The sequence below is a fragment of the Kitasatospora sp. NPDC040550 genome (assembly GCF_055594965.1).
In genome coordinates this window covers 100,549-114,391 of record NZ_JBVIWC010000003.1, presented here as the reverse complement: position 1 = coordinate 114,391, position 13,843 = coordinate 100,549, and the positions used below count along the sequence as shown (strand labels likewise).

Sequence of the window (13,843 nt, the reverse complement as noted above, 5' to 3'; positions counted from 1 at the left end):
GGGGGTGCCGCCCGCATACATCCCGGGTACTACGGCGGCCCGCGGTTACACCCGGGGTGGGACGCCCGGCCCGGGAGGCCGCGCCTACCGTCGTCGACCATGAGCAACGACCACGACGGGACCACCCGGCCCGACGACGCGCCGTACGTCGTCGAGCTGTCCGGGGTGCACAAGGAGTTCGGCGACGCCAAGGCGCTCGACGGCGTCGACCTGCGGATCCGTGCGGGTGAGGCGGTCGCCGTGATGGGCCCCTCGGGGTGCGGCAAGTCCACCCTGCTGAACATGGTGGCCGGGCTGGACCGGCCCAGCTCCGGCACCGTCCGGGTGCAGGGGCAGGACCTCGGCGGGCTGAACGAGAACGGCCTGGCGCTGTTCCGCCGCCGCCACATCGGCATGATCTTCCAGTTCTTCAACCTGATCGACGACCTCCCGGCCCTCGACAACGTCGCCCTGGCCGCCCAGTTGACCGGCACCGGCGCCAAGCAGGCGCGCCGCCGGGCGCTGGAGCTGCTGGACGAACTCGGCGTCGCGCACCGCAAGGACGTCTACCCGGCCACCCTCAGCGGCGGTGAGCGCCAGCGGGTCGCGGTGGCCCGCGCCCTGATGAACCGTCCGGCGCTGCTGCTCGCCGACGAGCCGACCGGCGCGCTGGACAGCCGCTCCGGCGAGCAGGTGATGGACCTGCTGATCGACCTCAACCAGATCGGGCAGACCCTGCTGATCGTCACCCACGACCCCAACCTGGCCACCCGCTGCGCCAGTCGGCTGGTCGAGGTCGCGGACGGCAAGGTGGCGCGGGAGCGGATGCTGGAGGGTTCATCGTGAACGGCGCTGTGTGGCGGGCCTCCCGGGCGGCCGTGAAGCGCCGCCGGGTGCAGACCGTCGTGATCGGCCTGGTCGTCTTCTGCTCCACCGCGACGGTGCTGCTCGCCCTCGCGGTGATCAGCGCCGCCCGGGCCCCCTTCGACACCGCCTTCGAGGGCGAGCACGGCGCGCACGTCAGTGCCCTGTACGACCCGGCCAAGGCCTCAGCGGAGCAACTGGCGGCCACCGCCCACCGGCCGGGTGTCGCGGCGGCCGCCGGGCCCTTCGACCAGGCCGTGGTGACCGTCCCCACCGACTGGATCGGCCACCCGCCGGGCCCGCTGACCCTGGTCGGCCGGCCCGACCCGGCGGCCGCACCGGTGGACCGGGTGGAGGTGCTGTCCGGCCGCTGGGCCACCGCTCCCGGCGAGGTGGTCATCGACACCCCGGGAGGCGGGTCGGCGAAGTACCTCGGCACGCCGATCACCACCAGCACCGGGGTGAAGCTCACCATCGTCGGCTTCGCGACCGACATGAGCCAGTCCGCAGGCGGCTGGGTCACCCCCGAGCAGGCGGCCGCCCTGCACCCCACCGGGCGGCAGATGCTCTACCGCTTCACCGACGCGGGAACCCCCCAGCAGCTCACCGCCTCGCTCGCCAACGCCACCGAGGGCCTGCCGAAGGACGCCGTCGCCAGCGGGCAGTCCTACCTGGTGCTCAAGCAGGCCTTCTCGGCCGGCGCCGACGCCTACCTGCCGCTGATGACGGTCTTCGGCGTGCTCGGCCTGATCGTCGCCGCCCTGATCGTCGGCAACGTGGTCAGCGGCGCGGTGGTCTCCGGCTACCGGCACATCGGGGTGCTCAAGTCGATCGGCTTCACCCCGCGCCAGGTGGTCACGGTCTACCTGACCATGGTCTCGGTGCCCGCCGTGGTCGGTACGATCCTCGGCACGGCGGCGGGCTGGGCGGCCTCGTACCCCATCCTCAGGACCGCGTTCAGCGGGATCGCGACCGGCACCGCCGTGATCGAGCCGGCCGGCTGGCTGCCCATCGCCACCCTGCTCGGCGTCCCGCTGCTGGTCGCGCTCGCCGCGTTCGTCCCGGCCTCCCGGGCCCGCCGGCTCTCCGCCGCCCAGGCCATCTCGGCGGGCAGCGCCCCGCGCACCGGGCGTGGGCTCACGGTCCAGCGCCGGCTGAGCGGCACCCGGCTGCCGCGCGCCGTGAGCCTCGGCCTCGGCCAGCCCTTCGCCCGCCCGGCCCGCACCGCGCTGACCATGGCGGCGATCGCGCTCGGCGTGGTCACCGTGACCGTGACCACCGGGCTGACCCGCACCCTGGCCGCGTCGATGGCCGCGCCGGACCACCGGACCCACATCAACGTGCAGACCGCCGTCTTCTCCGGCAGCGAGCTCGCGCCCCGGCTGACCGCGGAGCAGACCGAGGCGATGCTGCGCGCCACCCCCGGCGCCGACCAGGTCTCCGTCCGCGGCCTGGTCCGGGTCGGCATCGTCGGCCAGCCCCAGCCGGTCTTCGCCAGCTTCTACGGCGGTGACGCCATGGTCGACCACCGGCGGCTGAACGTGGTCGAGGGCCGCCTGGCCACCGGGCCGGGCGAGGCCGAGGCCGGGCCGGCCTTCCTGGACCAGCACGGGCTCAAACTCGGCGACCGGGTCACCCTGGCCCTGGACGGCCGGCAGACCACCGTCACCCTGGTCGGCCTGGAGGTCCAGGGCAACGCCAACGCGATCACCTCCAACGCCGCCACCAGGGCGCTGCTCACCTCCGACCCGCACGTGGTCGAGTACGACGTCCGGCTCGCCGACGGCGCCGACGCGGCGGCCTACCGGAAGGCCGTCACGGACGCCGACCCGAGCCTGGGGGCCTCGATCGTCACCCCGAGCACGGAGGGGTCGGTCGTCGCGATCAAGACGTTCAGCACGACCTTCTCCGTCCTGCTGTCGGTGGTCGCCGCGCTCGGCGTCTTCAACACCCTGCTGCTCACCATCCGGGAGCGCCGCCGTGACCTCGGGATGCTCAAGGCGATCGGGATGACGCCCCGGCAGGTGGTCGGGATGACGGTCACCTCGGTGGCCTGGCAGGGTGTGGTCAGCGGGATCGTCGGCATCCCGGTCGGGATCCTGGTGCACCGGCTGATCGCCGAGCACGTCCGGATCATCCACTTCACCGACTCGATGATCGACATCTGGGGCGCCCCGCTGCTGGCCGCCCTCGCCCTCGCGGGCGTCGCGATCGCCGTCCTCGGCGCGCTCGTGCCGGCCCGATCGGCGGCCCGGCTGCCGATCGCCGAGGTGCTGCACAACGAGTGAACCCGGTCGGGACGCGGCGGACGCCCGGGCGGCCGGGACCGGCCGGGCGGGGAACCGCCCGGCCGGTCCCGGCGTCCCACTTCCCGTCGACACCGGGGGAGTTGAGGCCAGTGACCGCCAGTCGTACCGGAACCGGCCTGCGGGCCACCGCCGCCACGCTCGGCGGCGTCCTACTGTTCCGGCTCGGCCAGATCCTGCCGCTGCCCGGCGTCGACCCGGCGGTCCTGGGCCGGGTCGCCGACCGCACCCTGCCGGGCGACCAACTGCGCGGCCTGGTCGACCTGGTGACCGGCGGCGGGCTGTACCGGCTGGCGCTGCTCCCGTTCGGCGTCCTGCCGGTCCTGCTCGCCCGACCGCTGGTGCTGCTCCTCACCCGGCTGCACCCCCGGCTCGCCGCGCTGCGCCCCGAGCACCTGGGCGGCAGCCGCGCGGGAATGCGGCGGCTGGAGACCCGGACCACCCTCGCCCTCGGCCTGCTCGGCGGCCTGGTGCTCGGCCTCGTCGCCGCCTCCGGCCGGCTGCTGCCGTCCCCGGCCGCGGGCGACGGCGTGCTGCGGCTGCCCGGCGCGCCCGCCGTCGCGGTGATCACCGGCTGCACCGCGGCCGGCGCGCTGGCGGTGCTCCGGCTCGCCCGGTGGCTGAGCCGGCGCGGGCTCGGCGACGGGGTGTCGGTGCTGCTGCTCGCCCAGGTGCTCGCCGTCCTGCCCGGCCAACTGTGGGCGGTGGAGCGGGAGTCCGGCCCAGGCGGCTACGCACTGGTGCTCGCGGCGGCGCTGTTCGCCCTGCTGGCGACCACCGCGCTGGTCATCGCCGGGCGCACGGGCGAGCGGCGCGTCCCGGTCCAGTACGCGCGGCGCATGATCGGGGCCCGGTCGGGCGGTGAGACCCGCTACCTGCCACTGGTGCTCAGCCACCGCGGCTTCGTCCCGGCGGTCACCGCGGCGCTGCTGCTGGCGCCCTTGCCGCTGCCCCGACTCCCGTACCTCGCACTGCTGTTCGTGCTCGCGGCGCTCGGTGCCGGGCTGGCCGTGCGAACCGACCGGTCGGCCCCGGCCGGCGCCGACGCGCTGCTGCGCACCGGGGGGTTCGTGCCCGGGATCCGGCCCGGCCGGCCGACCGTCGAGTTCCTGGCCCACCTGCGCCGACGGCTCGCCGTGGCCGAGGTGCTCGGCACCGGCCTGGTCGCCGTGCTGCCCACGCTCGCCCTGACCGCCGTCGACGCGGCCGACGGGTACGCGTTCGGCGGCGCGAGCCTGCTGGTGGCGGCGGGTGCCGCGGTCGGCGCCGTCGGGCCGGTGGTGCGGGACCTCCGAGGGACGGAGCTGCCGCGCCGTTACGCCGAGTACGTGAGGCAGTCCCAAGGGTGAGCGTCGGAGCGCCTATCATCGCGCCATGGCCACCGCTGAGCTGATCCGCATCGTGTCCCGCTCCTCGCCCATGGCACTCGCCCAGGTCGACCGGGTCCGCGCCGAACTCGCCGAACTGCACCCGGGGTTGCGCACCGAGGTGGTGCCGGTCACCACCTCCGGCGACCGCTGGACCGGGGACCTCGCCGCCCTCGGCGGCAAGGGCGCGTTCACCAAGGAGGTGGACGCCGCGCTGCTCGCCGGGGAGGCCGATGTCGCCGTGCACTGCCTGAAGGACGTGCCCGCCGACCGCCCGCTGCCCGCCGGCACCGTGTTCGCCGCCCACCTGCGCCGCGACGACATCCGTGACGCACTCGTCCACCCGGGCGGCCTGACCCTGGCCGAACTCCCGCCCGGCACCCGGATCGGCACCTCCTCCGTCCGCCGGATCGCCCAGCTCGCCGCCTCCCACCCGCACCTGGAGTGCGTGCCGATCCGCGGCAACGCCAACAGCCGGCTCGCCAAGCTGGCCGCCGGGGACGTCGACGCGCTGCTGCTCGCCGTCTCCGGACTGGAGCGGATCGGCGAGCGGGCCCGGATCACCGAGGTCCTCCCGGTCGAGGAGATGTGCCCGCCGATCGGCGCCGGGATCCTCGTGCTGCAGTGCCGCGAGGACGACTCCGCGACCATCGAGGCCGTCACCGGGCTCGGCCACCACGACACCTGGCGCGAGGCGGCGGCCGAGCGGATGTTCCTGCACGTGCTGCAGGGCCACTGCAACAGCCCGATCTCCGGCTTCGCCCGGGCCGAGGCGGACGGCCGGCTCTCGCTGCGCGGGCGGGTCTTCACCCCGGACGGCAAGCGGGTGCTGGACGCCCACGAGTGGGCCGGCGCGCTCACCCCGGAGGACCTCGGTACCTCCGTCGCCCTGGCGCTCAAGCGGCAGGGGGCGCACGAGCTGATCTCCTCGATCCCGCACTGAGGCCCGTGGAGGCCCGTGGAGGCCGGCAGTTCTTCGGAGTCGGGCGACCAACCCGGTCGAGGCCGCGCCCTCGGCCCCGATCCCGGCCGCTCAGCCCGTCGCCGCCCGGGCCCGGGCCACCCGCCGGACCACCGGTCCCAGCGCCAGCCTCACCGCTGCCCCCAGGACGACCCCCTGCACCCCGTCCCAGACGTCCTGCACGTCGCAGGCCCGCCCGATCGACGGCACCGCGTACTGCACCGCCGACACCGCGAACGGCAGCACCGCCGCGCCCAGCAGCGCCACCACCGCCCGCCGCCTCGTCCCGGCCAGGGCGGCGGCGAAGCCGACCGGGGCGTAGGTCGCCAGCTTGAGCTCGATGTGCCGCACGTGCAGCAGCTCGTACGGCGAACGCGGCCGCACCCCCTGGACGGTGCAGTGCCGCACGGCGTCCGCGGACAGCCGGAACGCCTCCGGCAGCAGCGTCGCCACGACGACTCCGCCGAGCCCGAGCAGCAGCAGGAAGCCCACCACCCAATGGGCCCGCAGCAACCGCCCCACCGGCTGGTTCAGCAGCGCCGCCGGCACCAGCGAGAGCAGCAGCCCGGGCCAGAACATCGGCATTCCGCCGAGCACCGCACTGATCACGCCTCAAACGGACGCACCGAACGTCCGTCCGGTTCTGCTGTCGGCCGGGCGGGCTCAGCGCCCTTCCAGCAGCGGGAACAGCCGGGTGACGGCGGCGACCGGGCGGGCCCCGGCGGGGCGGGCGGCCGGGTCGGCCTCGCGGTCGCGGTAGCGGGCGAGGATCCCGCGCACCTCGGCGCCGACGGCGGCCAGTTCGGCCGGGGTGAGGTGGACGACGGTGCTGAACGCCTCGTCCTGCCGCCACTCGGCGGGCGCCTCGGAGCGCCGGGCCAGCCAGCGCCGGTGGCTCTCGTCCTCCAGGCCGCGGGCGAGTTCGCCGAACTCCTGCTCGCTCGGTTCCGGGTCCTGCTCCGGCCGGACCGCCCGGGGGAGGCGCCAGGGGCGGGCCCGGCCGTCGAGGGCGGGGGCCTCCTCGATCAGCCCGTGGCGGGCGAGCTGCCGCAGGTGGAAGGAGCAGAGTCCGGAGCTCTGGCCCAGGTGTGCGGCGGCCTCGGTGGAGGTGAGGGTGCCGTGTTCGGTGAGGAGTGCCAACAGGGCGGTGCGCACCGCGTGTTCGGGGAGGGTCCCGGATCTGACGACGTCTTCGGTCACTTTGCAAAGTCTGCTACTTTGCAAAGCTGACAGCAAGTCCGACCGCACGTCCGACCGCACGTCCGGCATCACGTCCGACGGCAAGTCCATCGAAGGGGAGCACCCGTGTCCGAGCTGCGCGAGCATCCGACCGTCCTGCGGATCACCGAGGTGGGGGAGGAGATCCTCCGCCGCACCTGCCGCACGGCGACCGAGCAGGACTTCGGCAGCGAGCGACTGGCCCGGCTGGTCGAGGACATGTTCGCCACCATGTACGTCGCCGACGGCTGCGGCCTCGCCGCCAACCAGGTGGACGTGGACCTCAGGCTGTTCGTCTACGACTGCACCGACGAGGACGGCGTGCGGCACGTCGGCCACGTGCTCAATCCGGTGGTCGAGGCGCAGGAGCCCGGCCGCCGCCTGATCGAGGACGTCGAGGGCTGCCTGTCCGTGCCCGGTGCCAACACCCAACTCGCCCGCCCCGCCCACGCGGTGGTGCACGGCGTCGACCGGCACGGCGAGCCCGTGGTGATCGAGGGCACCGGATACTTCGCCCGCTGCCTCCAGCACGAGACCGACCACCTGAACGGCGGCCTCTACCTCGACCGGCTCTCCGCCCGCGACCGCAAGCGGATGATGAAGCAGACCGCCGACCGCCGCGAGAAGGTCTTCGCCGAGCGCGCCGCCCGGGCCGCGAAGGCCTCGGACACGCCCTAGTGTGGCGCGGTGACCGAGCCCGCACACCTCACCGCCGTCCGCGAGTCCTACGACACCGTGGCCGCCGACTACCTCCGCCGCGTCGTCCCGCCCGAGGGCATGGACCCGCTCTCGCGCGCGATGCTCGCCGCCTTCGCGGAGCTGGTCCGGGAGGCGGGCGGCGCCGAGGTCGCCGACCTCGGCTGCGGGCCGGGGCGGGTGACGGCGTACCTGGACGGGCTGGGGCTGCGCGCCCACGGCGTCGACGTCTCGGGCGGGATGATCGCCCTCGCCCGCCGCGCGTACCCCCGGCTGCGCTTCGCCGTCGGCTCGATGGCCGCCCTGGACGCCGCCGACGGCAGTCTCGGCGGCATCCTCGCCTGGTACTCCGTCCACCACACCCCGGAGGCCGAACTGCCCGCGCTGTTCGCGGAGTTCCACCGGGTGCTCGCCCCCGGCGGGCACCTGTTGCTGGGCGGGCACACCGGCGACGAGGAGTCCCGGCCGAGCTCGGCGTACGGGCACCCGGTGTCCTGGTCCTCCCACCTCGTCCCGGCCGGACGCCTGGTGGCGCTGCTGGCCGGGGCCGGGTTCACCGTCACCACCCGGCTGGAACAGACCCGGCCGGAGCGCCCGGACCGGGGGTACGTCAGCCTGCTGGCGCACACCTAGATCGCTCTGCCGGGGGAGGGGGTCGGGCCGCGAGGTCGAGGTGGGGCAGGGGTGGCGGCGGCGAGGGTGGACGCATGTGGAAGAACATCCCCGTCGGTGACACCGAACGCCCCGTCCCCCGTTGGGCCCTGCGCTCGGCCAAGGCCCTGCCGTTCGTCCTGCTGCCGCACTGCCTGTGGCGGCTTCCGTTCGCCTTCGACTACGTGATGGGCACGGTCGACCCGAACCGCCCGCCCTGGGTCTGGTGGGCCACGCCGTACGTGTTCGCCCTGAGCCTGACCACCGAGGGGCTGGCGCTGCTCACCCTGGGCCTGGTCAGCGGCTGGGGCGAGGTGTTCCCGCGCTGGGTGCCGTTCCTGCGGGGGCGCCGGGTGCCGCCGCTCGGGCCGCTGGTCGCGACGGTGCTGGGCGGGCTGGTGCTGTTCGGGCTCTTCGGCCTCCAGCCGCTCGCCTGGGCCGGCGTACTGGACGAGGTCGGGTTCGACAACGGCTGGTGGGAGGCGCTGTACCGGGTCTGCGTCACCCCGGCCGCGCTGTGGGGGCCGATCACCATCGCCCTCGGCGTCGCGTACTTCCGCCGCCGCACCGCCTGAGCGCCCGCGCCCGGTTGGGGCGGGACGTCGGACCGGCCGACCTCCCGCGCCGACCGGGTGTGCGTCAGTGCGTCCGGTAGTACTCGCCGACCGTGGTGAAGGCCTCCTTCGGGTCCCAGGGCAGGCCGGGGAAGGCGCTGCCCGGGCGGTCCTCGTAGACCTTGACGATGCCGTAGCTGGCCAGGTCGAGGTCCTCGCGCGGGTCGCCGTCCGGGCGGTGGACGAAGTCGTACAGCGCGAAGGTGAACACGAAGGCGGCGTCGATGCCGCCCTCGTCGAAGGCCGTCAGCAGCTCGCGGACGTAGGCGGCCTGGGCGGGTTCGTCCCGCTCGTACACGCCGTCGAGGCGCACCGGGCCGGCGGCGTCCGATTCGACGATCTCCAGGCCGAGCGCGCCCCGGTCGCCGGCGCCGCGGTAGGTGGCGGAGCCGAACTCGGTGACGGCGACCGGCTTGCCCTGGGTCGTGAGGTCCCGGACGCCGTCGGCGAAGCGGTCGGCGATCTCGGCGGAGCGGTACAGGTCGAGGGAGATCCGGTCGAAGGGCGTCCAGTCGACCCGCTCCAGCGGGACGGCGGCGTAGGTGAGGGGTCCGGCGAAGTGGGCGCGGACGGTGGCCACCGCCTCGCCGAGGAAGGCGTTGACCTTGGCGCTGACCGTGCCGAGGTGCTTGCGCACCTCCTCCGGCCGGGCGAGCAGCGCGACCCGCTCGTCCGTGGTGTCGCCCGGCAGGAAGCCGGGGTTCATCAGGCTCAGTTCGGCGCCGGCCACGAACACCACCTCGGCCCCGCCGCGCCGCAGCCGCTCCGCGCGCCCGGCGCAGTCGGCGAACAGCCGCAGTATTTCCTCGGTGCTCAGCTCCAGCGGGTACGGGGAGAACCAGACCTCCAGTCCGAGGCCGGCGGCCAACCCGGCGGCGAGCTCGATCCGGTCCGGATCGCCGCCCATGATCCGGACGGCGGTGCAGTGCAGTTCGTCGCGGATGATCCGGAGCTCGCGTTCGACGCTCTCCGAGTCGAACAGCTTTCGGGAGTACGACCCGTTCCTGACGAATCCGGTGTCGTAGCTGATTCCCTTGGCACGCATGCTCCCCTGCCTTCATGGAGGATCGGAAACGTACGAAACTTACGGTACGGCGAGTACCGTAGTTGCCGTCGGGGCAGGAGGGCAAGTAAGCATGGGGGCGGTACGGGCGACAGCGAGGGCGGAGCGGGAGCATGGCCGGGCAGACGCGGCGGCGCGGGGCGGCGCTGGAGGAGGCGATCCTGGCGGCCGCGGTCGCGGAGCTCGACGGGGCCGGGTACGCCGGGCTGACCATGGACAAGGTCGCCGCCCGCGCGGGCACCAACAAGAACGCCATCTACCGGCGCTGGCCGAACCGCCTGGCCCTCGGCATCGCCGCCTACAAGCAGCTCGCCAAGGCCGCCCCGCTCCCCGACACCGGTGAACTGCGCGGTGACGCACTGGAGTTGCTGCGCCAGGCGAACCGGCACTGGAGTTCCCCGCTCGGCGGCGTGCTGCGCGAACTGCTGGCCGCCGCGGGCGGCGCGAGCGAGTTCCTGGCGCAGCTGCAGGACCAGTCCGGCGACGCCGCGGCCGCCCCCTGGCTCACCGTGCTCGGCCGGGCCGTCGCCCGCGGCGAGGCGGAGCCCGAGGTGCTGCACCCACGGGTGGCGACGGTCGCGGTGGTGCTGCTGCGCAACGAGTTCGTGGTGCGGGGGGTGCCGAGCGCGCCCGACGACGTGCTGGTGGAGATCGTCGACGAGGTGTACCTGCCGCTGGTGCGGCGCCGGGGTGTGCCTGGTTAGTCGTTGCCGCTGACCAGGGTGTCGGCGAGCCGCTCGGCGACGGCCGGGTCCAGCGGGCCGTGGCCGAGCAGGAAGCGGTACCAGAACACCCCGTAGACCTGGTCCACGATCAGGTCGAGGTCGGCGTGGTCGGCCAGTTCGCCGCGCTCGCGCCCCCGGGCGAGCAGGTCGTGCAGCGCGTCGCGCCGGGTGGCGGTGAAGGTCTGCATGAGTTCGGCCAGGTGCGGGTCGCGGGCGGCCTCGCGGACCAGGGTGCGCAGCGCGGAGGCCGTGGTGCTCTGTCGGGCGGCGTCGAAGGTGGTCGTCAGGAAGGCCCGCAGGTCGGTGCGGAGTGCGCCGGTGTCGGGGTGGTCGGTGACGTCCTGGTCGGCGCGGTCGGTCAGGGCGTCCAACAGGACGGCGCCTTTGGAGGGCCACCAGCGGTAGACGGTCTGCTTGCCGACGCCGGCCGCGCGGGCGATGGCGTCGATGGTGACGGGCGTGCCGTCGGATTCCGCGAGCAGGTGCAGCGCCGCGTCCAGGATCGCCCGGTGGGCCGCCTCGTTGCGGCGGCGGCCGGTGTGCGGCCGGGTGGCCTGGGGGTCGGTCTCGCTCATGGCGGTGTCCCTCTCTTCCTGTCCCCGTGCTTCCTTTCCCCGCTTGACAAGACTAGCAGTCTCGGCAAACATTGTTACCGGAACCGCTGGTCTCGACAAGTTCCCGATCAAGCCGGAAGGGCCAGAACCATGAGCACTGCATCGAACCTCTTCGCCGGACAGCGCGTCGTCGTCATGGGCGGCAGCTCGGGCATCGGCGAGGCGACCGCGACCGCCTTCGCGGCCGACGGCGCCGAGGTCGTGATCACCGGCCGCGACCGCGCCAAGCTGGACGCCGCCGTCGCCCGGATCGGCGGCAAGACCGAGGGCGCGCAACTGGACGCGACCGACCCGGCCGCCCTCGCGGCCTTCTTCACCGGCGCCGGCACCGTCGACCACCTGGTCGTCGCGGTCAGCGGCGCGGCCGGCAGCGGCCCCTTCGCCCAGCTCGACCTCGCCGACCTCGCCCACGGCTTCGACGCCAAGTTCTGGCCGCAGGTGCGCGTCCTCCAGGCCGCGCTGCCGCACCTGCGCGAGGACGGCTCGGTCACCCTGATCACCGCCGCCTCGGCCCGCGCCGCCATCCCCGGCACCGCCGGACTGGCCGCCATCAACGGCGCCCTGGAGGCGATGGTCCCGCCGCTGGCCGTCGAACTCGCCCCGCTGCGGGTCAACGCCGTCTCGCCCGGCGTCATCGACACCCCGTGGTGGGACCGCGTCCCCGTCGAGCAGCGCACCGCGCTGTTCGACGGCCTGGCCGCCACCACCCCGGTCGGCCGGGTCGGGCGCCCCGAGGACGTCGCCCGGGCGATCCAGATGTTCGCCGCCAACACCTTCGTCACCGGCGTGGTGCTCGACTGCACCGGCGGGGCCAACCTGCCGACCGGCCGCTGAGCACTGGTCGCTGATCACCGAATGACGCGACGGCCCGCCCGGGGCACCCCGGGCGGGCCGTCCTCGCAGGTCGGGCCTAGGGTTCGAGCATGAACGTACCCGCACTGATCCCGATCCGGCGCGAGCCGGACCGGCGCACGGACACCATCGGCCGCTGGCAGGGCGGCCAGTTCTTCGCCTCGGCCGTGTGGGCCGACGGCCGGCCGTACGCGGTGCTGCACCGCTTCGACCGGGCCGGCCGGCACCTGGAGTCGAGCATCCGGGCCGTCGGCACGGCCGCGGAGGCGCGTCGGCTGCTGGAGGAGTGGCTGGACGCCCTGCCCGAGCGCGTGTACGGGGACATCGCGATCGCGCAGTTCTCCGTGGAGGTCGACGGCGTGCTCTTCGGCCTCCTCCTCGACGACGAGGAAGCCGACGAGGACGACGAGGACGGCGAGGAGGAAGGGCCCTGGGTCGAGCTCCACCCCGACGGCCTCGGCTTCCACGCGCCGTGGCACGGCTGCTACGACACCTGAGCCGTCACCACGTCACCACCTCGCCACGTCACCACTCCGCGACCCGGTAGTCCTTGAGGAACACCCCCGACACCGGGTGCCCGGCCTCGCCGCGCACGATCGGGTCGTACACCCGGGCCGCGCCGTCCACGATGTCCAGCGGGGTGCGGAAGCCCCGGGCGGCGATCCGGGTCTTCTTGGGCGCCGGGTTCTCGTCGGTGATCCAGCCGGTGTCGACGGCGCACATGTGCACGCCCTGCGGGGCGAGTTCGGCCGCGCTGGTGCGGGTGAGCATGTTGAGCGCGGCCTTGGCCATGTTGGTGTGCGGGTGGCGCGCGGTCTTGTTGCGGACGGCGAACCGGCCCTCCACCGCCGTGACGTTGACGATGTACCGGGCGGGGTGCGGGGAGGCGAGCAGCAGCGGCAGGAGCCGGTCGCAGAGCAGGGCCGGGGCCAGGGCGTTGACCAGCTGGGTCTCCAGCAGCTCCGCCGGGTCGAGCGAACCGAGCGTGGCGGACCAGGAGTTGGCGGGCGCCAGGTCGGGCAGCAGCCCGGCCTCGTCGGTGAAGTCCAGCAACGCGCCCGTGCCCGAGGGCAGTCGAGCGGCGTCGGCGAACGGCCGGAACCCGGGCGCGTGGGTGACGGCCCGGCGGTCGGCGCCCGGCAGGGCCGCGGACTCGCCGGCCGCCAGCAGGGCGTAGGACTCCGCCGGGCGGCGCAGCGTCTGCGCGGCATTGTTGACCAGGATGTCCAGCGGCCGTCCGTCGGCGCGCAACTGCTCCGTCAGGCCGAGGACTTGGCGCGGGTCCCGGAGATCGATGCCGACCACGGTCAGCCGCTCCCACCACTGCGCGCTGCCCTCGGCGGCCCGGAAGCGGCGGACGGTGTCCTGCGGGAAGCGGCTGGTGACGATCAGCTCGGCGCCGTCCCGCAGCAGCATCAGCGCGAGCTGGAAGCCGATCTTCACCCGTCCGCCGGTGAGCAGCGCCCGCCGGCCGCGCAGGTCGGTGGAGAGGCCGCGGCGGGCGGTGTTGTCGGCCGCGCAGTCGGGGCAGAGCATGTGGTAGAAGCCGTCGACCTGTTGGTACGGCTGCTTGCAGACGTAGCACCGGCGCGGGACGAGCAGTTCGCCCACCGGTCCTGCCGGGGCCGGGGCGAGCGGCGCGTCCTCGCGGCGCTGCCGGGCGCCGGTCGCGGTGGCGGCGAGCAGAGCGGCGTCGGCCTGCCGGACGACCTCCTTGGCCTCCTGGCGGCGGCGCTTGCGGCTCTCCATCACGAAGGAGCTGAGCTGGCGCTCGGCGACCAGTCGGGTGCGGTCGTGGGAGGGGAGGCCGCGCAGCCGACCCAGGGTGACGCTGAACGCGCTGAGTTCCTCGGGGGTGAGGCCCGCCGCACACGCGGCTTCGCTGGTCGTGGTGGTGATCAGCTGTTGGTGGTCGTCCCGGACCGTCATGCCC

The 13,843-nt window shown here is 74.4% G+C and carries 15 protein-coding genes; 10 read left to right on the top strand and 5 right to left on the bottom strand.

Going from position 1 to position 13,843, the window contains the following annotated elements:
- Window positions 1–99: 99 nt before the first annotated feature.
- The 4 genes from ACZ58X_RS05770 to hemC all read left to right on the top strand — a co-directional run bounded on the left by ACZ58X_RS05770 (window position 100) and on the right by hemC (window position 5,459).
- A complete protein-coding gene (locus ACZ58X_RS05770; protein ID WP_470332442.1) occupies window positions 100–825 on the top strand; it encodes an ABC transporter ATP-binding protein in 726 nt (241 codons plus the stop codon).
- A complete protein-coding gene (locus ACZ58X_RS05765) occupies window positions 822–3,131 on the top strand; it encodes an ABC transporter permease (protein ID WP_470332441.1) in 2,310 nt (769 codons plus the stop codon). Before ACZ58X_RS05770 ends, ACZ58X_RS05765 begins: the two co-directional genes overlap by 4 nt.
- A gap of 110 nt (window positions 3,132–3,241) precedes the next feature.
- Window positions 3,242–4,498 carry a hypothetical protein gene (locus ACZ58X_RS05760; RefSeq protein ID WP_470332440.1) on the top strand — a complete coding sequence of 419 codons (1,257 nt, stop codon included), beginning with the start codon at window positions 3,242–3,244 and terminating at the stop codon, window positions 4,496–4,498.
- A 25-nt stretch (window positions 4,499–4,523) separates the two neighbouring features.
- Complete coding sequence (gene hemC, locus ACZ58X_RS05755; RefSeq protein WP_470332439.1) at window positions 4,524–5,459, top strand: hydroxymethylbilane synthase; 936 nt, start codon at window positions 4,524–4,526, stop codon at window positions 5,457–5,459.
- A gap of 90 nt (window positions 5,460–5,549) precedes the next feature.
- Here the strand turns inward: hemC and ACZ58X_RS05750 are convergent, their stop codons facing one another.
- Together ACZ58X_RS05750 and ACZ58X_RS05745 are read right to left on the bottom strand one after the other, a co-directional pair.
- The gene (locus ACZ58X_RS05750) at window positions 5,550–6,086 is read right to left on the bottom strand and encodes a hypothetical protein (protein WP_470332438.1); all 537 of its coding nucleotides are present in this window, start codon (window positions 6,084–6,086) and stop codon (window positions 5,550–5,552) included.
- A 54-nt stretch (window positions 6,087–6,140) separates the two neighbouring features.
- A complete protein-coding gene (locus tag ACZ58X_RS05745; RefSeq protein WP_470332437.1) occupies window positions 6,141–6,677 on the bottom strand; it encodes a winged helix-turn-helix domain-containing protein in 537 nt (178 codons plus the stop codon).
- A 105-nt stretch (window positions 6,678–6,782) separates the two neighbouring features.
- Here ACZ58X_RS05745 and def point away from each other — a divergent pair, with 105 nt between their 5' ends.
- From def to ACZ58X_RS05730, 3 genes are all read left to right on the top strand, one after another.
- The gene (def, locus tag ACZ58X_RS05740) at window positions 6,783–7,373 is read left to right on the top strand and encodes a peptide deformylase (RefSeq protein ID WP_470332436.1); all 591 of its coding nucleotides are present in this window, start codon (window positions 6,783–6,785) and stop codon (window positions 7,371–7,373) included.
- A 9-nt stretch (window positions 7,374–7,382) separates the two neighbouring features.
- Entirely contained in the window at window positions 7,383–8,024 is a 642-nt protein-coding gene (locus tag ACZ58X_RS05735) for a class I SAM-dependent methyltransferase (protein ID WP_470332435.1), read from the top strand.
- A gap of 74 nt (window positions 8,025–8,098) precedes the next feature.
- A complete protein-coding gene (locus ACZ58X_RS05730) occupies window positions 8,099–8,617 on the top strand; it encodes a hypothetical protein (protein ID WP_470332434.1) in 519 nt (172 codons plus the stop codon).
- A 64-nt stretch (window positions 8,618–8,681) separates the two neighbouring features.
- Here ACZ58X_RS05730 and ACZ58X_RS05725 read toward each other — a convergent pair whose 3' ends face one another.
- Entirely contained in the window at window positions 8,682–9,701 is a 1,020-nt protein-coding gene (locus ACZ58X_RS05725; protein ID WP_470332433.1) for a hypothetical protein, read from the bottom strand.
- A 131-nt stretch (window positions 9,702–9,832) separates the two neighbouring features.
- On the opposite strand from ACZ58X_RS05725, the gene ACZ58X_RS05720 reads away from it, so the two are divergent.
- Complete coding sequence (locus tag ACZ58X_RS05720) at window positions 9,833–10,423, top strand: TetR/AcrR family transcriptional regulator (RefSeq protein WP_470332432.1); 591 nt, start codon at window positions 9,833–9,835, stop codon at window positions 10,421–10,423.
- On the opposite strand, the gene ACZ58X_RS05715 is transcribed toward ACZ58X_RS05720, so the two are convergent.
- Complete coding sequence (locus ACZ58X_RS05715) at window positions 10,420–11,019, bottom strand: TetR/AcrR family transcriptional regulator (RefSeq protein WP_470332431.1); 600 nt, start codon at window positions 11,017–11,019, stop codon at window positions 10,420–10,422. The two genes, ACZ58X_RS05720 and ACZ58X_RS05715, sit on opposite strands and share 4 nt — an antisense overlap.
- 129 nt (window positions 11,020–11,148) lie before the next feature.
- Here ACZ58X_RS05715 and ACZ58X_RS05710 point away from each other — a divergent pair, with 129 nt between their 5' ends.
- A complete protein-coding gene (locus ACZ58X_RS05710; RefSeq protein ID WP_470332430.1) occupies window positions 11,149–11,892 on the top strand; it encodes an SDR family oxidoreductase in 744 nt (247 codons plus the stop codon).
- A gap of 89 nt (window positions 11,893–11,981) precedes the next feature.
- Window positions 11,982–12,407, top strand: coding sequence for a hypothetical protein (locus ACZ58X_RS05705; protein WP_470332429.1), 426 nt, complete (start codon window positions 11,982–11,984; stop codon window positions 12,405–12,407).
- 28 nt (window positions 12,408–12,435) lie between these two features.
- Here the strand turns inward: ACZ58X_RS05705 and ACZ58X_RS05700 are convergent, their stop codons facing one another.
- Window positions 12,436–13,839: an SDR family oxidoreductase gene (locus tag ACZ58X_RS05700; RefSeq protein ID WP_470332428.1), complete on the bottom strand. Its 1,404-nt coding sequence runs from the start codon at window positions 13,837–13,839 to the stop codon at window positions 12,436–12,438.
- Window positions 13,840–13,843: the final 4 nt, after the last annotated feature.

Bases quoted from the DNA above. Each gene is read 5' to 3' on its own strand.
- ACZ58X_RS05730 (WP_470332434.1), top strand. From the start codon at position 8,099: ATGTGGAAGAACATCCCCGTCGGTGACACCGAACGCCCCGTCCCCCGT.
- ACZ58X_RS05770 (WP_470332442.1), top strand. From the start codon at position 100: ATGAGCAACGACCACGACGGGACCACCCGGCCCGACGACGCGCCGTAC.
- hemC (WP_470332439.1), top strand. From the start codon at position 4,524: ATGGCCACCGCTGAGCTGATCCGCATCGTGTCCCGCTCCTCGCCCATG.
- ACZ58X_RS05725 (WP_470332433.1), bottom strand. From the start codon at position 9,701: ATGCGTGCCAAGGGAATCAGCTACGACACCGGATTCGTCAGGAACGGG.
- ACZ58X_RS05720 (WP_470332432.1), top strand. From the start codon at position 9,833: ATGGCCGGGCAGACGCGGCGGCGCGGGGCGGCGCTGGAGGAGGCGATC.
- ACZ58X_RS05705 (WP_470332429.1), top strand. From the start codon at position 11,982: ATGAACGTACCCGCACTGATCCCGATCCGGCGCGAGCCGGACCGGCGC.
- ACZ58X_RS05710 (WP_470332430.1), top strand. From the start codon at position 11,149: ATGAGCACTGCATCGAACCTCTTCGCCGGACAGCGCGTCGTCGTCATG.
- ACZ58X_RS05715 (WP_470332431.1), bottom strand. From the start codon at position 11,019: ATGAGCGAGACCGACCCCCAGGCCACCCGGCCGCACACCGGCCGCCGC.
- ACZ58X_RS05700 (WP_470332428.1), bottom strand. From the start codon at position 13,839: ATGACGGTCCGGGACGACCACCAACAGCTGATCACCACCACGACCAGC.